General features: G+C 44.8%; 20 protein-coding genes. 2 read left to right on the top strand and 18 right to left on the bottom strand.

Annotation, left to right across the window (positions count from 1 at the left end):
• Positions 1-11: 11 nt before the first annotated feature.
• From argH to B4Q04_RS01245, 18 genes are all read right to left on the bottom strand, one after another.
• The gene (gene argH / locus B4Q04_RS01330; protein WP_088695776.1) at positions 12-1292 is read right to left on the bottom strand and encodes an argininosuccinate lyase; all 1281 of its coding nucleotides are present in this window, start codon (positions 1290-1292) and stop codon (positions 12-14) included.
• Between the two features lie 76 nt (positions 1293-1368).
• Positions 1369-2439, bottom strand: coding sequence for a M20 family metallo-hydrolase (locus B4Q04_RS01325; protein WP_013992601.1), 1071 nt, complete (start codon positions 2437-2439; stop codon positions 1369-1371).
• A 2-nt stretch (positions 2440-2441) separates the two neighbouring features.
• Positions 2442-3215: an acetylglutamate kinase gene (gene argB, locus B4Q04_RS01320; RefSeq protein WP_088695775.1), complete on the bottom strand. Its 774-nt coding sequence runs from the start codon at positions 3213-3215 to the stop codon at positions 2442-2444.
• 4 nt (positions 3216-3219) lie between these two features.
• Entirely contained in the window at positions 3220-4155 is a 936-nt protein-coding gene (locus B4Q04_RS01315) for an N-acetylornithine carbamoyltransferase (RefSeq protein ID WP_013992599.1), read from the bottom strand.
• 47 nt (positions 4156-4202) lie between these two features.
• Entirely contained in the window at positions 4203-4991 is a 789-nt protein-coding gene (proB, locus tag B4Q04_RS01310) for a glutamate 5-kinase (RefSeq protein ID WP_088695774.1), read from the bottom strand.
• Positions 4992-5054: 63 nt separating this feature from the next.
• Positions 5055-6254, bottom strand: coding sequence for a glutamate-5-semialdehyde dehydrogenase (locus tag B4Q04_RS01305; protein WP_013992597.1), 1200 nt, complete (start codon positions 6252-6254; stop codon positions 5055-5057).
• Positions 6254-7378, bottom strand: a complete 1125-nt coding sequence (locus tag B4Q04_RS01300; RefSeq protein ID WP_088695773.1) for an aspartate aminotransferase family protein — start codon at positions 7376-7378, stop codon at positions 6254-6256. Before B4Q04_RS01300 ends, B4Q04_RS01305 begins: the two co-directional genes overlap by 1 nt.
• 54 nt (positions 7379-7432) lie before the next feature.
• Positions 7433-8233, bottom strand: coding sequence for a pyrroline-5-carboxylate reductase (proC, locus tag B4Q04_RS01295; RefSeq protein WP_013992595.1), 801 nt, complete (start codon positions 8231-8233; stop codon positions 7433-7435).
• A gap of 71 nt (positions 8234-8304) precedes the next feature.
• Positions 8305-9279, bottom strand: a complete 975-nt coding sequence (argC, locus tag B4Q04_RS01290) for an N-acetyl-gamma-glutamyl-phosphate reductase (RefSeq protein ID WP_088695772.1) — start codon at positions 9277-9279, stop codon at positions 8305-8307.
• Positions 9272-10462, bottom strand: coding sequence for an argininosuccinate synthase (gene argG / locus B4Q04_RS01285; RefSeq protein WP_088695771.1), 1191 nt, complete (start codon positions 10460-10462; stop codon positions 9272-9274). Before argG ends, argC begins: the two co-directional genes overlap by 8 nt.
• A 54-nt stretch (positions 10463-10516) precedes the next feature.
• The gene (locus B4Q04_RS01280) at positions 10517-11137 is read right to left on the bottom strand and encodes a GNAT family N-acetyltransferase (protein ID WP_013992592.1); all 621 of its coding nucleotides are present in this window, start codon (positions 11135-11137) and stop codon (positions 10517-10519) included.
• 218 nt (positions 11138-11355) lie between these two features.
• On the bottom strand, positions 11356-12717 hold the full coding sequence (locus B4Q04_RS01275; RefSeq protein ID WP_088695770.1) for a mannosyltransferase: 1362 nt from the start codon (positions 12715-12717) through the stop codon (positions 11356-11358).
• Between the two features lie 67 nt (positions 12718-12784).
• Entirely contained in the window at positions 12785-14269 is a 1485-nt protein-coding gene (locus B4Q04_RS01270) for a cellulose synthase family protein (protein WP_013992590.1), read from the bottom strand.
• A 1-nt stretch (position 14270) separates the two neighbouring features.
• Positions 14271-14966 (bottom strand): glycosyltransferase family 2 protein, encoded by a 696-nt coding sequence (locus B4Q04_RS01265; protein WP_013992589.1) that lies wholly within the window; start codon positions 14964-14966, stop codon positions 14271-14273.
• Between the two features lie 9 nt (positions 14967-14975).
• Positions 14976-17375, bottom strand: coding sequence for a family 78 glycoside hydrolase catalytic domain (locus tag B4Q04_RS01260; RefSeq protein ID WP_088695769.1), 2400 nt, complete (start codon positions 17373-17375; stop codon positions 14976-14978).
• Positions 17372-17833, bottom strand: coding sequence for a toxin-antitoxin system YwqK family antitoxin (locus tag B4Q04_RS01255; RefSeq protein ID WP_231854800.1), 462 nt, complete (start codon positions 17831-17833; stop codon positions 17372-17374). Before B4Q04_RS01255 ends, B4Q04_RS01260 begins: the two co-directional genes overlap by 4 nt.
• Positions 17834-17947: 114 nt before the next feature.
• The gene (locus B4Q04_RS01250; protein WP_088695768.1) at positions 17948-19528 is read right to left on the bottom strand and encodes a 4Fe-4S binding protein; all 1581 of its coding nucleotides are present in this window, start codon (positions 19526-19528) and stop codon (positions 17948-17950) included.
• Between the two features lie 80 nt (positions 19529-19608).
• Positions 19609-20982 (bottom strand): NAD(P)/FAD-dependent oxidoreductase, encoded by a 1374-nt coding sequence (locus tag B4Q04_RS01245; RefSeq protein WP_088695767.1) that lies wholly within the window; start codon positions 20980-20982, stop codon positions 19609-19611.
• A gap of 233 nt (positions 20983-21215) precedes the next feature.
• On the opposite strand from B4Q04_RS01245, the gene B4Q04_RS01240 reads away from it, so the two are divergent.
• Entirely contained in the window at positions 21216-21935 is a 720-nt protein-coding gene (locus B4Q04_RS01240; RefSeq protein WP_088695766.1) for a DUF547 domain-containing protein, read from the top strand.
• Between the two features lie 33 nt (positions 21936-21968).
• Entirely contained in the window at positions 21969-22853 is an 885-nt protein-coding gene (locus B4Q04_RS01235) for a hypothetical protein (protein ID WP_013992583.1), read from the top strand.
• Positions 22854-22867: the final 14 nt, after the last annotated feature.

Genomic DNA, 22867 nt, shown 5'->3' with positions numbered 1-22867 from the left:
CCTTGTCCAATTTAAGAAATCTTGTCCATCTTCCCTTTAATTTCCTCCAAACACAAATTCCCTAAACTACCTTCATGGGTATGATGGATGTCGCGTTTAGGGGTAAAGGTGCCTTCCTGGATCTCCATCCCCATTTTTTTATAGGCGTCCCTAAAGGGCATGCCGCTCTGTACGAGTTCGTTCAGTGTATCGACACTAAAGAGATAGTCGTATTTGGGGTCTTCCAGTATGCCTTTGTTCACTTTCATTTCCTTAAGGCTGAAAGTCAATATTTCCAAACAGGCCTGCATGTCCTGAATGGCGGGCACGATGATTTCCTTTACCAATTGCAGGTCCCTGTGGTAGCCACTGGGCAGGTTGTTGATGACCAAGGTCAACTGGTTGGGAATGCTCTGTAGCTTGTTGCACTTGCCTCGAACCAATTCAAAAACATCGGGGTTCTTTTTGTGCGGCATAATGCTACTACCGGTAGTCAGTTCGTCGGGAAAGGACAAAAAGTTGAAATTCTGGCTCATGTACAGGCAGATGTCCATGGCCAGTTTTGATAGGGTAGCGGCAATATTGGCCATCCCGAAGGCTGTAGCTTTTTCCACCTTGCCCCGGCCCATTTGAGCGGCGACTACGTTGTATTTCAGGGTCTCAAAACCCATTTCCTTGGTCGTAAAACTACGGTCTATGGGGAAGGAACTTCCGTAACCCGCAGCGCTTCCCAAGGGGTTTTGGTCGGCCACTTTATAGGCGGCATCGACAAAATACAAATCGTCGATAAGGCTCTCCGCATAGGCCGATAACCATAGGCCAAAAGAAGACGGCATGGCAATTTGTAAGTGGGTATACCCAGGAAGTAATACGTCTTTGTATTTCTCGGCAAGTTCCAATAACAAATCAAACAGTTCCTTGGTTCCCGATTTTATCTCGGTCAGTTCGTTCTTCAGGTAGAGGTGCATGGCCACCAAAACCTGGTCGTTTCGCGATCGGGCCGTATGTATTTTTTTACCGGTGTCCCCTAGTTTTTCGGTGAGTACGTACTCTATTTTGGAGTGCATGTCCTCAAACGAATCCTCGATGGTGAATTCACCCTTTTCAATGGTTTCGGCAATGGCATCCAATTCTTTGACCAAGTCCGAGGTTTCCTCATCGGTCAACAATCCTATTTTACCCAGCATTTTGGCGTGGGCCTGCGAAGCGATCACGTCGTACTTCGCCAAGTGCAGATCGAGTTCGCGGTCGTTTCCCACGGTGAAATGGTCTATTTTTTTGTCGGTGCTAAAGCCTTTGTCCCAGAGTTTCATTTTTATAAGTATTGAGTAATCAGTACGAAGTACAAAGTCTAAGATTAAGTGAAACTTAATACTTTGTACTCAGTACTTAATTCTGTTTTAAGAATCCTTTTAATAAGTTAATGTACAGATCAATTCCCTCTTCAATTTCATGAACGTAAATATATTCATCGGCAGAATGCGAACGGGTACTATCGCCAGGGCCCAATTTCAATGATTGACAGCTCAGGGCCGCTTGATCGGAGAGTGTAGGCGAGCCGTAGGTCTTTCTTCCCAATGCGATTCCCGACTGCACTAAAGGGTGGTTTATATCAATAGCCGAAGAGTTCAGTTTTAAAGAGCGCTCCTTTAGTTCGCAAGGTGCTTCCTTTTTTAAGATTTCGGCAATTTCACTATTCGTGTATTTATCGTTCACCCTTACATCTATAACCAAGTCTACCTGCGCAGGAACGACATTGTGTTGGGAACCTCCGTTAATTTGTGTGACCGTTAATTTTACAGGTCCGAGTGCGTCGGAAACCCTGTCGAACTTATAATTTTTGAACCACTCCAAAACTTCTATGGTGTTGTAAATGGAGTTGTTGTCGTTCGGATGTGCGGCATGCGATGGTGTACCTTTGATGACTGCATCAAAAACAACCAATCCCTTTTCGGCTATGGCCAAATCCAATAACGTAGGTTCGCCCACTATGGCTACGTCAATTTTGGGTAGGTGTGGTAAAAGTCCCCTAAGGCTATTGGGCCCGGAACTTTCTTCTTCCATAGAAGCTACCATCAAAATGTTGTGGTTGAGGTTTTCTTCGGCGTAGTAGTGTGTAAAGGTAGCAATAAGGGAAACCAAGGCGCCACCTGCATCGTTACTGCCCAATCCATAAAGTTTGCCATCCTCGATATGCGGAAGGAAGGGGTCTCGCGTATAGGCCGAATTCGGTTTCACCGTATCGTGGTGCGAATTGAGAAGAAGCGTGGGCTTGCTTTCGTCGAAGTGCTTGTTCACCGCATACACGTTATTAAGGTGTCGTTTAAAGGGAATGTCAAAAGCTTTGAACCAGTTTTCAATGGCGTCGGCAGTTTTGTCTTCCTCCGATGAAAACGACTGTATCGAAATCAGTTCCTTTAGTAATTCTATCGCTTTTTGCGTTAATGCTGCTTGTTCCATTTTTATAGGGTGAGGGTCGTGAATAAAGTAGAATTAGGGTCGAGCATGCCGATATCGCCAATACGTACCTGGTGTACGTTTCGTTTTAGGGCGTGAAAGCAATTTTCCATTTTGGGAAGCATGCCGTCAGCGATGACGTTCTGCTCAAGTAAACTTTGGTACGATTGGCTATCGATGTGTTTTACCACCGATGCGTCATCGTTTACGTCCATTAAAACCCCCTTTTTTTCAAAACAATAATACAGGGTGGTTTCGTAGTTTTCGCTCATGCCAATGGATAGTTCAGAGGCTATGGTATCTGCGTTGGTGTTCAGTAATTGTCCCTTTCCATCATGCGTCATGGCACAGAAAACAGGGGTAAGTCCCGCTTCCAAGAGTTTGGAGACCGTTGGGGCGCTCACGCCGTCAACATCGCCTGCAAAGCCGTAGTCGATCTCCTTTACGGGCCGTTTATGGGCTTGAATGGTATTGCCGTCGGCGCCACTGAGTCCAATGGCATTACAGTTAAGGGATTGTAGTTCGGCCACGATGTTCTTGTTTACGAGTCCGCCATAGACCATGGTAATGAGTTCGAGGCTTTGGGCATCGGTAATGCGGCGTCCGCCGATGAGTTTCGATTCTATGCCCAGCCTTTTGCCCAGTTGGGTGGCGAGTTTTCCGCCGCCATGGACCAAGATTTTCGGGCCGTCCAATTCGGAAAACGCCTTTAGGAACTTAGAAAGTTCTTCTTTGTTTTCAATGACGTTACCGCCTATTTTGACAATGGATAATTTCATGGGCTTATTGTTCCAAGATTTTTTTCAGTACGATCTGGGCGGCATAGGTTCGGTTATTGGCCTGTTCGATGACCAGTGATCGGTCGCCGTCTAAAACGGCATCGGCCACCACAACGTTTCTTCGTACCGGTAGACAGTGCATAAATTTGGCCTTACCCACTTTTTCAGGGGTCATCGTCCAATTTTTATCTTGGTTCAGCACCTTTCCGTAGTCGCTATAGCTGCTCCAGTTTTTTACATAGATGAAATCGGCATTTTCGCAAGCCTTTTTCTGGTCGTATTCGATGGTCGCCCCCTTGGTGATCTCGGGATTGAGTTCATAGCCTTCGGGATGGGTGATCACAAAGTCGGCATCCTGTAAATGCATCATTTCTACAAATGAATTGGCTACGGCATGTGGAAGCGCCTTCGGATGCGGGGCCCATGAAAGCACCACTTTAGGACGTGCCTTGGTATTCTGTTCGGCCAGGGTAATGGCATCGGCCAAGGCTTGTAAAGGATGGCCTACCGAACTTTCCATATTCACGATAGGTACGGAAGCGTATTTTTTAAATCCGTTTAGGACTTTCTCGGCCTCATCCTCTTCTTTGTCCTTAAGTCCGGCGAAGGCCCTAATGGCGATAATGTCACAATACTGCGAAACCACTTGCGCGGCCTCCTTGATATGTTCGGAAGTGCCTTGGTCCATAACGGTACCATCGGCGTATTCCAGAGCCCATCCTTCGCTTCCAAAGTTCATGACAATAACTTCCATACCAAGGTTCATAGCGGCTTTTTGGGTGCTTAGGCGGGTACGGAGACTGTTGTTGAAGAACAATAGCCCAATCGTTTTGTCGGAACCTAGGTTCTTGTGCTTTTTGGGATCTTCTTTTAGGTCTCGGGCTTCTTCCACCCAATGGTCCAATGAATCTATGTCTTGTACGGAAAGGTAATGTTTCATCTGTGTCCTGTTTCTCTGGCTGTTCTAATTTTTTCTATGGATTTGCTTCAGTGGCCTTTTAAAAAGTGGCCGTCCTTGGTTTTGATCTTCGTATGCTTTCCCGATCCCCTAAAGGCGTCGCTTATAAAATTGTCGTTAAGGCCGTTGACGATCCAGGTTTCAATGCCGGCCTTTTGGGCAATGGTTGCGGCCTCTACTTTAGATTGCATGCCGCCCGTACCGTGTGACGACTTATGCGAGCTGATCTCTTGTTGCAGGCTATCGATGCCCAAAACTTCAAAAATCGTTTCGGGTTGCCCGTTTTCAATTGAGGTTTTGGTATAGATACCGTTGGTATTGGTCGCAATCAACAAAAGGTCGGCCTTGAGCAATGCCGCGGTCAATGCGGCCAGTTTGTCGTTATCGCCAAATTGGATCTCATCGGCGGCTACCGTATCGTTTTCGTTAATGATCGGAATAAAATTGTTGCTGGCCAAAATATCAATGGTGTTCTTGATGTTTGCCTTTGATTTCGGATTCTCAAAATCGGAGTACGATAAAAGGCATTGGGCCGCAAATAGGCCGAGTTCCCTAAAACTTTCCTGAAACATACGCATCAGGTGGGGCTGGCCAATGGCCGCCAAGGCTTGTTTTACGTTAATGTCCTCTCCGTTGTGCTCCAACTTTACGAACTGTTTGGCGGCGGCAATGGCCCCCGAACTTACGATGATAAATTCATAGTCGTCTTTGAGCGAAGCGATCTGCCTCCCTATATCCTCTATCTTTCCCCTAGAAATCTGATCGGTTTCCTTGGTTAGGGTGTTCGAGCCTATTTTTAATAAGATCCGTTTTTTCATCGGTGTTCTATTTCATCGTTTATGCCGAGGCGCGAATGCTGGTCGAGCCCTCTGGCCGTATTCCTACCTTCGGGTCTGGCCGTCTCCTTTTACATACCATTTATTGGTGACCAAATGCTGAAGTCCGATTGGGCCTCGCTGGTGCAATTTATCGGTGCTGATGGCCAGTTCGCCACCTAGGCCAAATTGGCCCCCGTCGGTAAAACGGGTGGAAGCGTTATGGTATACGGCGGCCGTATCTACATTGTTCATGAAGTATTCGGCCGTTTCGTCGTTGGCCGTGATGATCGCTGCGGAGTGCCCGCCACCATAAGTGTTTATTTTAGATATGGCATCTTCGATATCGGAGCTTTGTCCGATGGCGATCTTATAATCTAAAAATTCCTCGTACCAGATCTGTTCGTCGTCTATGGTCTTTGTGCCTTCCATACCTGAAATGGCCTCGTCGGCCAGAATTTCGACCTTGCTCTTTTGCAACTCTTGGATCAAGTGTTGGAGGAATTGCTGTTTTCGGGGCAAGTCGGAAGAAACAAGTACTTTGTCCAAGGCATTGCAGGCCGATATTTTGGTTGTCTTCGCGTTGATGATGATGTCTATGGCCATCTCTAGGTCGGCCTCATGATCGATGTAAACGAAGTTGTTTCCGCGTCCACTTACGATAACGGGGCAGGTAGCGTGCGCTTTTACGAAGGCGATCAGCCTTTCGCCTCCCCGAGGTACGATAAGGTCTATTTTTTGGTTGGGCTTTTCGAGAAAAGCCTGCGTTTCAGTTCTGTTGAACTGCAAATAAGTCACCCAGTCCGTTTCGGCTCCGTTGGCCTCTAGGGCCTTATGCCATAAATCGACAAGGAATAAATTGCTGTTCAACGATTCCTTTCCTCCCTTTAATAGGATTTTGTTGCCCGATTTAAAAGCGATTCCGGCCGCTTCGATGGTAACATCGGGCCTAGATTCGTAAATAATAAGAATGGTTCCGAAAGGAGCCGTTTTATTGCTTACGTGCATACCGTTATCGTGGGTGAAACTAAAGCGTTCGACACCCAAGGGATCTTCTTGTGCCGCAAGTTGCTGCAGGCTCAAGATCATGCCGTCTATTTTTTCTTGGTCAACCTTAAGGCGGTCCCTCATGGCAAGGTCATCGCCCGAATAGCTGTCCAAATCTATTTTATTGGCCGCCAAGATAGCGGTCCGTTCTTGTTCGAGCAATTGGGCCATGTCGGAAAGTACGGCATTGCGTTGTTTTATGTCCAATAATAAACTCATTACAATTCTGCTTTTAAGGCGGTGAAAAAAGTGTCTAAATGGGCTTTGGTAATATTTAAGGCGGGAAGTACGCGCAACACATGTTTGTCTTTTGCGCCCCCGGTGAATAGTTTTTGGTTGTGGATCAAGTTTTTTCTTAGGCCGGCCACCTCAAAATCGAATTCAAGGCCTAGCATAAGGCCTTTTCCCTTTACTCTTTTGATTTGTGGGATATCTGCGGCCAGGGCCTTGAAGTAGCCTTCCAGATGGGCGGCATTTTCAATGAGTTTTTCGTCTTCCAAGACTTCCAAAACGGCCAATGTGGCCGCACAGGCCAAATGGTTCCCCCCAAAAGTGGTGCCTAGCATTCCGAGGGAAGCCTTAATGTCTTCGTGGATCAAAATGCCGCCTACGGGGAAGCCGTTCCCCATACCTTTGGCAACCGAAATAATATCGGGTTGAATGTCGTGGTGTTGAAAAGCAAAGAATTTACCGCTTCGGCCGAAACCACATTGTACCTCGTCTGCGATCAGTACCGTTTTATTGGCCTTGCAAAGCGATGCCACTTCTTGGTAAAACTCGGTGCTAGGTTCGTCCAATCCGCCAACCCCTTGTATGGTCTCTATGATAACGGCGCAAACATCGCCTTTTTCAATTTCCGCCTGAAAGGCCTGTAAGTCGTTAAAGGGGAGAAAGGTAACCTTCTGTTGTAAATTGATCGGTGCGTTTATCTTGGGATTGTCCGTAGCGGCAACAGCCGCGGAAGTACGCCCGTGAAACCCATTGGTGAAGGCAATGACCCTAGATTTTCCGGTGTGGAAAGAAGCCAGTTTTAAGGCGTTTTCATTGGCCTCGGCCCCTGAATTGCACAAAAACAGATTGTAATTTTCACAATTGGAAAGCTGTCCGAGTTTTGTGGCCAATTCCTCCTGCAAGGGATTTTTTACTGAATTGCTGTAAAACCCTATTTTGTTCAACTGCTCGGTGATGCGCTTTACGTAATGCGGGTGGGAGTGGCCAATAGAGATTACGGCGTGACCTCCGTAAAAATCTAAGTATTCCGTTCCCTTGTCATCGGTTACTACTATTCCCTGTGCCGAGACTGGGGTTACATCGTATAATGGGTAAACATCGAATAAATTCATAACTTTTACTAGGGTGCGACGCTTGTGTTCTACACCTAATTTTAGCGAGACGTTCTACAACTGATTCTCTTTGATTCTACTGATTTTTTCATAGGAAGCCACAATCCCTTGGATAAGGGAGGAGCTTAGCCCCTGGTGTTCCATTTCGTTCAAACCTTGAATGGTACAGCCCTTTGGGGTGGTAACCTTGTCGATTTCCGCTTCCGGGTGGCTGCCCGATTCAATTAACAAGCTGGCAGCGCCGTTACAGGTGTGCATGGCCAGTTCCTGAGCTTCCTTGGCATCGAAACCCAGTTGGATGGCCCCTTGGGTCGTGGCCCGTATCAAGCGCATCCAAAAGGCAATTCCGCTTGCGCAAATAACCGTAGCGGCCTGCATTTGTGTTTCGGGTATTTCCATGGAATGCCCCATACGGTTGAAAATGGCCTTGGCCAAATCGATTTTCTTTTTGCCTTTTTCGTTACTGCAGATACAGGTCATTGATTGCCCTACCGAAATAGCGGTGTTGGGCATACTTCTGATAATATTGTGGTCGGTACCCAGAATGCTTTCCATTTTTGCAATGCTGAAACCGGTAATGGTAGAGATCACCACATGGTTTTCGGTAAGCAGATCCTTGGTGCTTTCCAGAATATTTTCGAGCTGACTGGGCTGCACGGCCAAAATAAGGATGTCGGAATTCTTAACGGCTTCCCGGTTGTCTGAAGTGATGGTTACATTTCCATACTTTTCATACTCTTCTATCTCGGCAGTGTTTCTCTTCGTGAGATACATGGTCGTGGCACCGTTCGAATTTAAAATTCCCTTCGCAATGGAAAGGCCTAAATTCCCGGCTCCTATGATGGCTATTTTCATTTTTGATATTTTGGTTGTTTCCGCTTTATGGTTGACGTGGACTTTACGCCACGGAGCTTTTTTCTTGTGTTCTAAAATACGCCCGCCTTAAGGTTAAGGCCAATGCCTTCGCCCAATCCGAAAATCAGGTTCATGTTCTGTACCGCCTGGCCCGATGCCCCTTTCAATAGGTTGTCTATGGCCGAGGTGATAAGCAAGGTGTTTTCATGCTTGTGCAAGTGAACGTGACACTGATTGGTGTTTACGATTTGTTTTAAATGGATGGGCTCTTCGGCTACCTGTGTAAACAGTGCATCTGAGTAAAAGCCTTTGTAGAGGTCGATGGCTTCTTCCAGGCTACCGTCGAATTCGGTATAGGCCGTCGCTAAGATTCCCCTTGCGAAATTACCGCGGTTCGGCAGGAAAAACAGCTCTCCAGAATCGGCTTGCAAGAATTTTAAATTCTCGTTGATCTCTCCCAAATGTTGGTGGGTAAAGGGCTTGTACCAGCTAACGTTGTTGTTCCTCCAGCTGAAGTGCGATGTGGCCGACGGGCTAACGCCTGCACCCGTACTACCGGTAACGGCATTGATATGTACCGTATGCCCCAGTTTGTTCGCTTTGGCCAAGGGAAGGAGTCCCAATTGAATGGCCGTTGCAAAACAACCGGGGTTGGCAATGTAGTTCGCCTTCTTTATCTCTTCCTTTCTAAGTTCGGGGAGTCCGTAAACAAATTTTTTGCCTTCAAAAACGGCATCGGCCTGCAACCTGAAATCGTTGCTGAGGTCGATGATCTTGGTGTTTTTCGAGAACTGGTTTTCCTGTAGGAACTTAGAGGAATTGCCATGGCCCAGACATAGGAATACAACGTCTACATCGGGATTGATGCTTCCGGTGAATTCCATTTCGGTCGTGCCCAACAGATCGGCATGGGCCGTTGTAATTTTCTTGCCCGCCCGGGTAGTGCTGAAAACAAAATCTATTTCGGCCTCGGGGTGGTGCAGTAGAATTCGTATTAATTCCCCACCTGTATAACCCGAACCGCCTATAATACCTGCTTTAATCATCACTTGGGTTTACGTGGTTGTATATTTTTCCGGCGTTGGACTGTATTTTGATAAAGCCCTTGGCCTCGTCGGCCGTCCAGCCTTTGTTCATTTCGCCATAGCTTCCGAAGGAGGCGTTCATTAAATCGTGTTTCGAGGAAATACCGTTCAATCGGAACTGGAAGGGGTACAATCCTACGAAAACGTCGCCCGAAACCGTTTTTTGGGTGTCGGTCAAAAAGGCTTCGATATTTCTCATTACGGCATCGAGGTAATTGCCTTCATGCAATAGCATGCCGTAGAAGTTGCCCTGCTGTTCTTTTTGGAACTGTTGCCACTTGGTCAAGGTGTGTTTTTCCAGAAGGTGGTGGGCTTTGATAATGATCAAGGAAGCAGGAGCTTCAAAACCTACCCGACCTTTGATCCCGATAATGGTATCGCCCACATGGATGTCGCGTCCGATGGCGTATTTAGAGGTCAGGGCGTCGAGTTTAATGATATTGTTTACGGGAGTGTCTTCTTTGCCGTCTATGGCCACAAGCTCGCCCTTTTTGAAGGTGAGTTTCACTTCGGTCGGGTTCTTTTCCTGTAACTGGCTCGGGTAAGCCGAATCGGGCAATGGTTTTTCCGAGGTCAGGGTTTCTTCCCCTCCAACGGAAGTACCCCAAAGTCCCCTGTTGATAGAGTATTTTGCCTTTTCCCAAGAATATTCGACACCGTTTTGTTTCAGGTATTCAATTTCTTCCTCTCGGGCCAGTTTCTTGTCCCTGATCGGGGTGATGATCTCAATCTCGGGGGCAATGATCTGGAAGATCATATCAAAACGTACTTGGTCGTTTCCTGCACCCGTACTACCATGGGCAATATATTCCGCGCCTATTTTTTTGGCATAGTTTACAATTTCAATGGCCTGTACGATGCGTTCGGCACTTACCGAAAGCGGATAGGTGTTGTTCTTTAGAACATTGCCAAAGATGAGGTATTTTACCACCTTGTCGTAAAAGGTTTGAACGGCGTCTATGGAAGTATATGAACTAGCACCCAATTGAAGGGCCTTTTCTTCGATTTCGGCTATTTCTTCCTTGGAGAAACCTCCGGTATTTACGCTTACCGCGTGTACGTCAAAACCTTTTTCCTGTGATAGATATTTAGCGCAGTACGAAGTGTCTAATCCGCCGCTGTATGCTAAAACTAATTTTTTCATATTAAAAGATGTATTGTCTGGGCCATAATCGTATGATTTGCTGGCCTATTATGATTATTGGTTCGTTTTCTTTTTTAGAAAAAGCGATTCTTTAATGCTTTTGAGTCTTTTGAACGCTTTGCTGTTCACTTCCTTTTTGATTACTTTTTTTTCTTTATCCCCATCGTAGAGCATGCCGGTACAGAGGCACATTTTGCGTTCGGTACGGGTAAGGATGTCAAAATTTTTGCAGGTCTGGCAGCCTTTCCAGAATTCGGGATCATCGGTCAGTTCGGAAAATGTAACCGGTTTGTATCCGAGTTCGTAATTCATTTTCATTACGGCCAGTCCCGTGGTTATGCCGAAAATTTTGGCATCGGGGAACTTTTCCCTCGAAAGCTCGAAGATTCTTTTTTTGATTTTTTTTGCCAATCCTTGATTTCTATAATCGGGATGGACAATAAGGCCAGAGTTGGCTACGAATTTTTCGTGCCCCCATACTTCTATATAACAGAAGCCGGCAAACTTGTCTCCGTCTAAAGCAATAACGGCATTGCCGTTTTCCAAACGTTTCTGAATATATTCCGGTGTACGCTTGGCTATGCCTGTGCCTCTTACCTTAGCAGATTCCGTAATGGTATCGCTAATGATCTGGGCGTATTTAACATGTGACTTGTTAGCAATAATTAATTTCATTGCCAAAAGGATTTAAACTGTAAAAAATAATGAATTGTTGGTTGTTGTGCGGAAATGGACTCACCTATTCCCATGAAATATGAAACACCCTTACGGGCGACGGCGACGAGAAAACGGGCGAACGGGAGCAAGGTTGCTCAAGGTATTAGATATGTGTCTTTGTCCTTTCATGGAAGGTCAAATGTACAAGTTTAGGTCGAAAGTATAACGTTTACGGCTTATTTTTTACGAAAAAAAGGTATTTGCCTCTTTGAATTAAGAATTTCATAAATCAAAAACACATATACGGAAATATATTCAACGGCAATTAGCCCTAGGTTTTCCTTGAAGTCTGCCTTAGAATACGCATAATAACTGAGAGCGACCGTTGCTGACCAAAGTAGGGCATATCTGTAGGGACTAAAGACGCCCAGTACCAACAAAAATATAATGTACCATGGGTGAACCGTAGCCGACATAAAATAGTACAAGGTGAGTACGGCAAGCATTGAAGTTATGAGTACGGATATTTTTTGGTTGTCCCTGAAAAAAGTAAACAAGAGCACCGCTATAACGGTAATGATCGGTGTTATTTTTCCATAGATCTTTATGAGTTCCCAAGGTTTGCCATCAAATTGGATGGCCATCTGTTTGATCGCATTGTATAGCCCGGCGTTGAATTCAAAATTCGAAAACCAAAGGCCAACGGTCTTTGAATAGTTTGCAATAAACTCGGCGGAATAAAAAGGAAGGAAGAGCAGCAAACAGCTCAGTCCGATCAAGGCATAGAACCCGGTACTTTTTTTTAGACCCAAGTGTTTTAGGAAAAGGGGAAGGAAAAGCAAGGGCACCAGTTTTACGCAAATGGATAAGGCGTAAGGAATGGCGGCCAATCCCCATTTTTTTTCAGACAGCAGGTAAAGGGCCCAAACGAAAAAGAAGAGCATGACGCCTTCAAAATGCAGATTTCCCGTAAGTTCGATAATGACCAAGGGGTTCAGGAAGTACCAAAAAATAAGATGGGGCGAACGGTTCAGCTTCTTCAAGAGCTTTCTTCCAAAATAGAAAATACCGATATCCGATAAGATGATCATGGTTTTCATGACGAGTACGGATCCCATGATGCTCTTACCGCCCAAGAGCGCCGCAATGGCAAAAAGCAACTGGTTCAAAGGGGGGTAGTTGCTGAAGTGTTTGGCGCTTAGGTCGCCCATGCCGTCGTAAAGCAACTGGGCATTGGGTATGGCCAGGTCGCTTTGTAAGATAAGGGCGTTAGGTACCGCTAAATAGGGATTGATAAAATTGCCGACCAAGTGCCCGTCCCAAATAAATCGATAGTAATCTTGAGAGAGGTTGGGCTCTGCGGCCAAGAAGATCAGCCGAAAAAGAATACCTGTAATGATCAGAAACTTGAAGTTCCATTTTTCGAACTGTATGAGTTTGTAACAGATAAAAAAGGAAGCGGCAAAGAGCGTCAATAGCTTAATGAAGTCCGTTCGCTCAAGTTGATAGGCAAAGGTGTAATATAAAAATGCACTCAATAGGGCCAAGATAATGGGCACCTTGTGCAATTTTAAATATGTAGTAGGCTGGTTGGGCATTTATCGGTGTGTTCTTGCAACCGAAAAAATAAGAAAATTAAATGACTTGTAGGTATGAATTATTTCTTTAGGCCCGAGCTGTTAAAGATTTGGTGAAAACAAATCCAAAGCCCACAAAAAGCATAAAGTGAAACGGAAACAGTCCGAAATCGTTCAAAGGAATGGCGCTATACATTCCGAATAGGAAGTAGACCATAAGAACGGCTTCAAGAATCATGTTCGGCGACAATTTTTTGGTCAGGTACTTGTTCCCTTTCCAAGAGTCGGTAAGACTGTTCAAGTTGAATTTCGGTGTACGTACAAATTCACTACGCTTGCCCATATGCCCTTCAAGAACGGCAATTGAGTTGTGTAAGGAAAAGCCTAAGGCCACCGAAAAGAAGGTAAAGAACAATTTTATATAATCTACAAAATTGTCAAAGCTGCTACCCTGTATGCTCTTATAGGTGAACCAATAACAGACAAAGAGTATAATCGTACTCAGAACAAAGAAGCTCAACATGGTAAAGACGATATCCAGTTGTGGGAAAATGGCCTTGATGTACATGGCGGGAATGCTCAATAGCGAGACCAAGAATACACAAAGGAACATAGAGCTGTTCAGCAAATGCATAACCCCGTGAAATTTCGTCTTGAACGAAATGTTCTTGGCGGTAATAACGCTCCATACCGTTTTTCTGAAGTTTTCGGCCCCTCCCTTGTTCCAGCGGAATTGTTGTGAACGGGCGGCACTTATAACCACAGGCAGTTCTGCAGGGGTCTCAACGTCTTCAAGGTATTTGAATTTCCAGTTCTTCAGCTGGGCGCGGTAACTGAGGTCAAGGTCTTCGGTCAAGGTATCGCCTTCCCAGTTTCCGGCATCGAGAATACATTGCTTTCGCCATATACCGGCAGTACCGTTAAAATTGATAAAGTGACCTTTTGCGTTTCTTCCGACTTGCTCAAGGGTAAAATGGGCATCCAAGGCAAAGGCTTGGATACGGGTCAATGTTGAATATTCGCGGTTGATATGTCCCCAACGGGTCTGTACGACCCCTATTTCGGGATCTTTAAAGTAAATAACGGTTTTTTTCAGCCAGTCGGCGGAAGGCATAAAATCGGCATCGAAAATGGCAATGAACTCACCTTTGGCTATTTCCAAGCCCTCTTTTAAGGCACCGGCCTTAAAGCCTTGGCGGTTTTCACGCCGTATGTGCTGAATATCGAGACCGGTTTCCTGTAGGGCTTTTACCCGTGCCGCCGTATCGATTACCGAGTCGTCGGTAGAGTCGTCAAGCACTTGGATCTCAAGCTTACTTTTGGGGTATTCTATTTTTGCAATGTTTTCCAATAAGCGCTCCATAACGTATTCTTCGTTATAGACAGGCAGCTGAATGGTTACGTAAGGAATTTCTTTCGGATCTAGAAGATTGAACTTTGGTGCTATTTGGTTGCGTCTTTTGTAGCCCAAGTAGTTCACCAAGAGGTTGAGTTGTGCTAAACTGTAAAAAAATATCAACAATAGCGCGATACTGTAGATTGCGATAATAATGTAAGCGATCAATAAACCCATATTATTTTATGCTATATTTAAAAATCCAACCTAATATTTTTATGCCCGCAAATATACTACCTTTTACGGTTCCCGATACTTTTGAGACACCAATTCTTTTTTTGTAACGTACTGGTACTTCGGTGTATGTCAATTTTTTCTTTAAAGCCTTCAATTGCATCTCTACCGTCCATCCGTAAGTTTTATCCTCCATGTTGAGTTTTAATAACTTATCATAGGCTATTGCTCTAAACGGACCAAGGTCGGTAAATGTTGCCCCAAAAAACAATTTCATTAAAAAAGTAGCCAACCAATTGCCAAAAATCTGCTGTGGCGTCATGCTTCCCTCTTCTCTAAGTCGCTTTACGCGGGCGCCAATTACAAAATCAAATTCTTTGTTGCGTATCGGAGCTACAAGTTTATCAAGTTCTTCAGGATAATCGGAATAGTCTCCGTCAACAAATACGATAATATCGGGTGCTTTGGATTGTTTAGCGATATAGTCCATTCCTTTTAAACAGGCATATCCATACCCCATCTTGCTCTCAGTCAATACGGTAGCTCCGGCATCAGCGGCATTTTTAGCCGTATTATCGGTAGAATTGTTATTAACAACGATGATTTCAGAGACCGATTTCGGAATTTCGGCAATTACCGAAGCTATGGAATCGGCCTCGTTAAAGGCGGGAATTATGACTTTAATGTCTGTTGTTGGCATTATTGAGACTTATTTTAGAATGTAGGTATGTTGGCCGTGTTTTAAAGGGATGTGTTTTTCGTTCCAAACCAGTTCGCCGGACATTTCCTTAGGAACTGTAATTTCTGCCGAAAGCTTTGATCTTATTTTTTTTAGATGGAAAAGGATGTTTCCTTTTGAGGTAGGAAGCAATCCTTCCATATCTTCGAGAATGCCGAAAACGGGAGCTATTTCAATTTCCTGAAAATCGTTCTTTACCGATTTTATTCCCGCTAAATAATTAAAATAAAAATAGGCAGGGGAAGCACTCCATGGGTGTACTTCAGAGCGTGTGGGCTTTTTATCGCTTTCAAAACGTTCAAGGGTAGTGGTCATATGGTTGTCGATCATGGCTTGCCAGGGGCGTTGGGCAAGGTCGAAGAGCTCGGGTGCCCCAACTTTTTTTATGGCTTCGAATAAATAGTAGCGGTAATAATAAGTGGCCTGCAACAATTTGGGGTCGTTCAATATGTTTGACAACAGTGCCTTTTGTTCGCTTTCGGCAATGGCATCGGTGAGTACGGCCATGATATTGGTGTGCTGGTCGTAAACGGTCTTGTCGGGCCGTTCCGCAAAAATATTTTTGTTCGGGTCAAAACAGAGTTTATAGACCGAGCTTTTAATGGCTGTCGCGCGGTCGAGGTAAGTGTCGGCGGTGTGTTTGTCCCCTATGGCCTTGAATAGGCGCGCGGCATTTTGAAGTGCATGTACATAATGAAGGCTTACCACGGCGGAATTCTTGCCATTGTTCTTGGTGGCCGTGCCGCCTCCGTTGTTGGGGCCGGTATACCAATCTACAAAATAGCGGTACTGGGTTTCGTTCACCAAATTCAGCTCGTTCATGTTCTTTTCAAAACCGGCCAAGGTGTGTATTATACCGTCTTTATAGGTGTTGATAAAATCGGTGTCGTTCGTAAGTTGGTAATAGTCATAGACCATATCTACCCAAACCAAGGAATAGGTGGGGTAAATAAAGGTTGATCGCAGGGGATAGGCACCCAAGATATTGCCGTCGGCATCTCGTGACCGATGGAACTGTTCAATGGCGTTCTTGGTATGTGCAAAGTTGCCGCTCATAGCTTGCCAAAGAAGCGCGTGGATTTTGGTGTCGCCAACATATTGCATGGTCTCGTAATAGGCATCGCTCAAGAAATAATCTTGGGTACAGATGTCTACCGTTCTTTTACAGATGTCGAAGATGGCATTGTACGTTTCGTTGTTCGATGAAAACCGGGCTATGGAGGGGATGTGGGTCCGTGACCGGTAGTTGCTAAAACTGTCGAGTACCAATTCTTGCCCCTTGGTTTCTATCTCAAATTCCACAAAGCGGAAGGTGCGCATCCAATTGGGGGTGAATTTCTGTCGTTCTTTTCCGTTGGAGACGACATGGTCGTAATACCCTAGCAGCTCCTTTCCTTTTATAATATTTCGGTCTCCCTTGGTGTTCTTGGGTCCAAATAGGTTTTCGGCGTATTTGATTTTGATATGGGCGTTTTTTCCTTTACTGAAAATAAGCTCGGGAAAACCATTGGTGACATACTTCCGGTCGATGAGAAAGCGTATTTTTTTATGCTCGGGAACCACGGTTTTGCCTGAAACCGGAAATTCGGAAATGTCAATATCGGAGGTTCTTACCGTATGTCCTATGCCTTCTTTTTCCCAAGTGAGCAAGGGTAGGTTTCTCGGTTCAAGCAAATAGGCCATGGATCCGCCCATACTGCTCGCCCCTTCAAAAAATTGGGTGTCAACCCAGTCGGAATCATCAAAATCGGCCTGTTCCCAGTCGGTAGGATAGTGGTTTTTGTCTACAAAATCAGTGGGGTTGTTCGCGTAAAAACCACCTACGATAGATTTAGGGCCGCCACCTCTCCAATTTACTTCCAAGGCTCGGTACGAATCGTCTATGGAACATTTCCATCCATCGTCTGTGCCCGAGGTGTTGAGTACTTTTGCATTTTTGGTCGCCCCGTTTACCATAAGTGAGGTAAAAATCGATTGCATACCGTAAAATCTGCGTTTACCATAATTGACCACCTTTATGGCGATCACGTTTTTGCCGGTCTTGAGATAGGTCTTGAGGTCTATGGTTTCGTATTTCCAATGGCGTATATCGCTCAATTGGGGCCCATGCGTCACCAAATTGCCGTTTACGTACAAGAAGTAATGGTTGTCCGCTGAAATATTTATAATGAATGCTTCCGAAGGGTCGTCTACCATCCATTCGTTTCGGAACAATACAATACGGTCTTCCCCACCCTGAATATCGGGATGGCTCACCCAATTGGCCTTGATGGCCTGAGGTGGATATAGCAGCTCCGGATAGTTAAGTTCGCTTTGTCCTAAGAGGAATAGAGGCGAGCAAAAAAGAAAGATGGAAAGGAATAGGTTCATTTTAGGTCGGAGAGCTTGTTTTCGCGTCTAAAGCTACTAAAACTAAACCACTCGTTGATTTTTTTGCCATTTCTGTATTTTTCTGCGGAAGTTAGTTTTTCGTTGATATACTTAAGGCAATATCCGTTTTTCAGGCCGTTGCTCAGCTGACATTTATGGTTGACTTTGCCTTGGGCATCGTAGAACAACCACCAGTCCCATTTCTTGCCATTTTTAAAATGTCCTTCTTGAACCGATTTTCCGTTACGGTCAAAAAAGTGCCAGTAGCCGGTACGTTGGTCGTTTTGATAGTGCCCCTGTTCGGCAATCCGTCCATTGTTGTGGTAAAACTTCCAATAATCGACTTTTTTTCCGTTTTGTAGCCAACCTTCGGCCTTTAAGGTTCCGTTCTGAAAATACGCTTTATGGTATGTGCCGTCCTTATCGGGTGTAAGCCCCGACAGCACTAGAAGAGCCATGACAAAGAGTTTTACGAACATTTTCTATAGTGTTGGTAATTGGTCGCTAACGCAGGGTAGTACTTACGTCTTAGGGCAATTTCATTTAGGGACTTCTTGTTTTGTCCTAACGGATTATTTTTTGTTGACCAGTTCCATTAAATCAACATCATTGCCCAATAGTACTTCGGTTGGATTGATACGTCCTTCTTCCGGGCCATTCTCCAATTTTAGTACGCCTCTCGGGCATACGGCGGAACATATACCACAGCCTACACAGCTAGAGCGTACGATATTCTCGCCTTTTTGGGCATAGGCACGTACGTCAATACCTTGTTCGCAATAGGTGGAACAATTTCCGCAAGAGATACATTGTCCGCCATTGGTCGTAATTCTAAAACGTGATTTAAAACGTTGTACGAAGCCAAGGTATGCGGCTAAGGGGCATCCGAACCTACACCATACGCGGTTACCGAAAATAGGGTAGAACCCAGTGCCGATAACCCCCGCGAAAATAGCTCCGATCATAAGGCTATAGGTGTTTTGAACACTTTGGGTCTTTATGCCAAATATGGTGCTAGACTCCGTAAAGAAACTATATAGCGTCATACCGGTCATCACTATGGCAAAAAGCAAAACACCGTGTATCAGCCAACGCTCTACCTTCCAAGAAAACAATGATTTACTCGAATGCTGACGGTAAGGGTCGCCTAAGGTTTCGGCCAGTCCTCCACAGCCACAGACCCAAGAACAGTACCATCTTTTTCCAAAGAAATAAACCATTACGGGCACGATAACCAAGGTGAGGACAATGCCCCAAACTAGAATGAACAAACCAATGCCTCCGCTATTGAGGAGTTCTTTTAAATTCCACTGAAAAAAGAAATCATAATCTAGGGGAAAGGCATTCTTGAAATCGTAATAGGGCATTTGTAAACGCACCATTATTTCAGGAATCAAGAAGGCAAAGACAATTTGAAAGAAGAGTACCGATGTGGTCCGAACCACTTGGTACATATTATGTCGGTATTTGATGTACATACGAACGGCCATTACCGTCATGACTACACAGTACATAAAGCCATATACAAACCAATGTCCCGCAGGGTTTCCACTTAGGCTTTCACTTATGGGGTCTACGAGAAAGGTCCAGTTTACGGCAAATTCGGGCCTGAAATATAGAACGAGGTAAAACGAGACCAGAAATATAAAGACCATCCACGCGATCCAACCTCGGTTCGTGGCGCTCTCATGGTAGACGCCGTTGTTCTTGATTCCCTTTTTGCCCAATAAAACAACATTGGGCAGAATGAACATTAGTGCACCGATAATGCCCAGGCCAAAGGTAAAGAACCACATGAGGCCTTTGTTTTGGGCAATAAACCCGGTTCCGGATTTCTTGCCGACCAAGGCGGCCATATCATGACCGGAGGTATAGATTACCTTGTTGTATTCTTTGTTTTTTCTGTGCTGGCTATTGGCTGCATCTATGGCGGAACTGACTACTGGCGATAGGCTTAGCATGCCCTTGAAATCTTTGCCGACTACATTTTCGTTTATAGATTGAATAAAAACATCACTTTTAATGTTCTTTTCCTTTATGATTTCGTCAAAGGTGCTTTGGTTTAATCTGAACGTGCCTAATACAGGAACGGCAGTAAAAATGGCAAGTCCTATTAAGAAGATAACTAGGCCTAAGTTTTTTATTGCTTTCATTTTTTATTTCGGGTTAAGCTTTGCTCGATAATCGAGATTAAATGCTCCGAGGTTCGCCTCGAAATTTCCCAGTTATTCCTTTACGATTGCCTCATGGGCTCGCTTCTTGTTGGTTTACTAAAAATTCGTTTCCAGCTCTTTTTCTTTACGGATAGGCTGGTTTGCATTACCGAGTTGTATTTTGAGATGATCTGCTCTTCGTAATGCGAATAGAATTCTGGGTCGAAATTGGCGTCTTTTAGGTATTGCATTACGTAATCGACGTCACGTTCTTCGGTGAGCCATCGGTCAAATATTTCGTGACGCATGCGAATACCGAAGGTGTTGATGCCAAGGAATTTTTTGGAATCTTTATCGTAGGCTACGGTAATACATATTTTTTCGGAAGGATGGCGCCAGTGAAAATGGCTTTCGTGTTCTTTTTTTGTTCTTTCGCTAAAGACCCATCCATAAGTTTGGTATTCGATGTCGAGAAACTTGGCGGAATTGAACCAATGGCCCGGGCTATATTTTCGGGGTTTACCGCAAATGGTCTGTGCCAATGCCTCGCCCATCATTCGTCCAGTATACCAAACGGCCTCTATGGGGCGTCGGTTTCCTATGGGTTCGTGCTGTTCCGCACAATCGCCGATCGCGTAGATTCCCTTTATATTGGTCTCAAGAAAGCGGTCGACTTTTACGCCTCTTCCCAGTGCAATGCCCGAATCTTTCAAGAAATCGATATTGGGGGTCACACCGGCCGTCAAGCCTACCAGGTTGCAAGCTATGGTTTCTCCCTTGTCGGTAACTACGGCCTTGGCCCGACCGTTTTCATCGGGCAGGATTTCAACAAGATTGGTGCCTAACTTAAGGTCGATATGGTGTTCTTTAATATGTTCATTGATCATCTGAGATTCACCCTTGGGTAAAACCCCGTTCCAAAAACTTTCCTCACGGACCAAAAAGGTTACCGGTATTTCCCGACTTCTGAGCATTTCGGCCAATTCTATACCGATCAATCCCCCGCCGACGATTACGGCACGGTTGCAAGCATCTTTGTTTGGGGCATCGGCTTCGAGCTGATCAAGGTCTTGCTTGGAGTATAGCCCTTGAACCCCCTTCAGATCTTGCCCTTTCCAACCGAACTTATTAGGTTTTGAACCCGTAGCAATTATCAACTTGTCAAAGTCCATGGTTTTCCCTTCGGTAAGGACCAAACGTTTGTTCTCGGGGTCGACTTGGGTGACGTAGTCTTTTACCAATTCGATTCGGTTCTTTTTCCAGAACCAGTTCTCGTAGGGCTGGGTGTGTTCGAACTTCATATGGCCCATGTATACATACATTAAGGCCGTTCGCGAAAAGAAATAATCGGTCTCTGCCGAAATGATGGTAATTTTCTTGTCCGAGAGTTTACGAATGTGCCTTGCGGCCGTTACGCCCGAAATTCCGTTGCCAATGATGACGATATGCTCCATATTATTCTGATAATTGTGTGTTCTGTCGTTTTTAAAGATAACTACTTAACCTACCTTTCTAATTTAGAATCATTTTAAATTTTTATTTTTCTGTAAGGTTTTGAGATGAAAATCGAACATGTAATGCCTTGATTTCTAAAATTTTGAACAATATGTAAAAAAGGGTTCTTTTTTGTATGGATGTCGAAATTGTCTCGACGAAGCCTCAAGTATAACAACGAAACTATCAAATCATGAAGTATTCAATTTTGGCCTTGGCATTTTCCTTGGCCACCATATCGGGGGCTTTCGGACAAAGCACTACTGATTTTTTTACAAAGGCGGATGCCTTCTTTAAGGCCAATGTTTCAAAAGGTCGGGTTCATTATCGGGCGATAAAGGAAAATCCATCGGACTTGAACGAACTACTCGAAGAGGCTCAACACATAAGCGTGTCGAAAGCCAATGCCAACGAATACCAAGCGTTTTATATTAATGGCTACAACTTACTTGTAATCAAGGGTGTAGTGGATAACTACCCGTTGAGGTCGCCTTTGGATGTAGGCGGGTTTTTCGATGGGAAGAAATACGAAATAGGGGGTAAAAAGACTACCCTTAACGATATTGAGAACAAATTGTTACGTGCAAAATTCCCTGAAGAGGCACGCTTTCATTTTGTGCTGGTATGCGGCGGTCTGGGATGTCCTCCGATTATCGCTGAAGCCTATCTTCCCGCAACTTTGGATGCACAACTTGATAGGCAGACCCGCTTGGCACTGAATGACCCGCAATTCATTCAATTGAATAAGAACAAAGTAAAGGTTTCCCAGATTTTTGAATGGTACAAGGGCGATTTTACACAAAACGGCCAAGGCTTGATAGACTTTATAAACAAGTATAAAGCTGAACCGCTTCCTGAAAAAACAAAGGTTTCTTATTATCCATACGACTGGACATTGAACGAAGCCAAATAATATCGACCAACTTTTAACTATAAACTACATTTTATGAAATCAATACAAAGAAACCTTGTTCTTTCCGCCCTGCTTTTGACTACGGGTATAGCCTTTTCCCAAGACGATAAGGAAGACGAAAGCACGCAGAGCAATATTCAACAATATACGCCCTCTAAACTAATAGGTAAGGGACAGATAGACCTCAAGTGGTTCAATAACCTCTATACACAAACGGAAAGTACTTTTACCGATGGAAAAGAACCACGGCAGACGTTTTTTACTTCTACCTTGGAAGCTTACACGGGAGTGGGACAGAACAAACGATGGAACCTAGGCGCCATTTTCGAATTTCGTTCGAACGTTATAGGAGACCGCTCGGCCCTTGATGTGTTTTCGTTCGACGGTGACCGTGATACGGCCCGTTCAGGACTTACCTCTATAGCGCCATCGGTCAAATTTGTACCCTTTAGATCGATCAGTAACTTTTCGATCCAGAGTTCCTTCTTTATTCCCTTGGTAGACAATGAAACCGAAAACGGGGTTTTTCTGGATCAGAAAGGGTATGTGTGGCAGAACCGTTTTTTCTACGATTATACCTTTCCGGGAAATAAATGGCAATTGTTCAGTGAACTGAATTCGGAACTGAGTTTCGGCGATAAGGAAGAAAGTTTTGCTAATAACAGCCTGAACTTGACCCCTGGGGTTTTCCTGAGTTATTTTCCCAGTGCAAAATTTACCGTCTTGGCCTTGGCCCAACATTCGCAACGCATCGATTTGGGCAATGACTTTTCACAAGACTTTACGGCTTTGGGCGGAGGTGCCAAGTATCAATTGACCCAAGCCCTAAACCTAGAGGCGCTATATACCAACTTTGTACGTGGTAGCAATACAGGGCTCGGACAAACCTTTAATTTGGGCTTAAGGGCGATTTTTTAAAAGCTGATCATAAA

The sequence above is a fragment of the Zobellia sp. OII3 genome (genome assembly GCF_002211465.1).
GTDB classification, from domain to species: Bacteria; Bacteroidota; Bacteroidia; order Flavobacteriales; family Flavobacteriaceae; genus Zobellia; species Zobellia galactanivorans.
This window is presented reverse-complemented; position numbering and strand designations above follow the sequence as displayed.

Bases quoted from the DNA above. Each gene is read 5' to 3' on its own strand.
- argH (WP_088695776.1), bottom strand. From the start codon at position 1,292: ATGAAACTCTGGGACAAAGGCTTTAGCACCGACAAAAAAATAGACCAT.
- B4Q04_RS01325 (WP_013992601.1), bottom strand. From the start codon at position 2,439: ATGGAACAAGCAGCATTAACGCAAAAAGCGATAGAATTACTAAAGGAA.
- argB (WP_088695775.1), bottom strand. From the start codon at position 3,215: ATGAAATTATCCATTGTCAAAATAGGCGGTAACGTCATTGAAAACAAA.
- B4Q04_RS01315 (WP_013992599.1), bottom strand. From the start codon at position 4,155: ATGAAACATTACCTTTCCGTACAAGACATAGATTCATTGGACCATTGG.
- proB (WP_088695774.1), bottom strand. From the start codon at position 4,991: ATGAAAAAACGGATCTTATTAAAAATAGGCTCGAACACCCTAACCAAG.
- B4Q04_RS01305 (WP_013992597.1), bottom strand. From the start codon at position 6,254: ATGAGTTTATTATTGGACATAAAACAACGCAATGCCGTACTTTCCGAC.
- B4Q04_RS01300 (WP_088695773.1), bottom strand. From the start codon at position 7,378: ATGAATTTATTCGATGTTTACCCATTATACGATGTAACCCCAGTCTCG.
- proC (WP_013992595.1), bottom strand. From the start codon at position 8,233: ATGAAAATAGCCATCATAGGAGCCGGGAATTTAGGCCTTTCCATTGCG.
- argC (WP_088695772.1), bottom strand. From the start codon at position 9,279: ATGATTAAAGCAGGTATTATAGGCGGTTCGGGTTATACAGGTGGGGAA.
- argG (WP_088695771.1), bottom strand. From the start codon at position 10,462: ATGAAAAAATTAGTTTTAGCATACAGCGGCGGATTAGACACTTCGTAC.
- B4Q04_RS01280 (WP_013992592.1), bottom strand. From the start codon at position 11,137: ATGAAATTAATTATTGCTAACAAGTCACATGTTAAATACGCCCAGATC.
- B4Q04_RS01275 (WP_088695770.1), bottom strand. From the start codon at position 12,717: ATGCCCAACCAGCCTACTACATATTTAAAATTGCACAAGGTGCCCATT.
- B4Q04_RS01270 (WP_013992590.1), bottom strand. From the start codon at position 14,269: ATGGGTTTATTGATCGCTTACATTATTATCGCAATCTACAGTATCGCG.
- B4Q04_RS01265 (WP_013992589.1), bottom strand. From the start codon at position 14,966: ATGCCAACAACAGACATTAAAGTCATAATTCCCGCCTTTAACGAGGCC.
- B4Q04_RS01260 (WP_088695769.1), bottom strand. From the start codon at position 17,375: ATGAACCTATTCCTTTCCATCTTTCTTTTTTGCTCGCCTCTATTCCTC.
- B4Q04_RS01255 (WP_231854800.1), bottom strand. From the start codon at position 17,833: ATGGCTCTTCTAGTGCTGTCGGGGCTTACACCCGATAAGGACGGCACA.
- B4Q04_RS01250 (WP_088695768.1), bottom strand. From the start codon at position 19,528: ATGAAAGCAATAAAAAACTTAGGCCTAGTTATCTTCTTAATAGGACTT.
- B4Q04_RS01245 (WP_088695767.1), bottom strand. From the start codon at position 20,982: ATGGAGCATATCGTCATCATTGGCAACGGAATTTCGGGCGTAACGGCC.
- B4Q04_RS01240 (WP_088695766.1), top strand. From the start codon at position 21,216: ATGAAGTATTCAATTTTGGCCTTGGCATTTTCCTTGGCCACCATATCG.
- B4Q04_RS01235 (WP_013992583.1), top strand. From the start codon at position 21,969: ATGAAATCAATACAAAGAAACCTTGTTCTTTCCGCCCTGCTTTTGACT.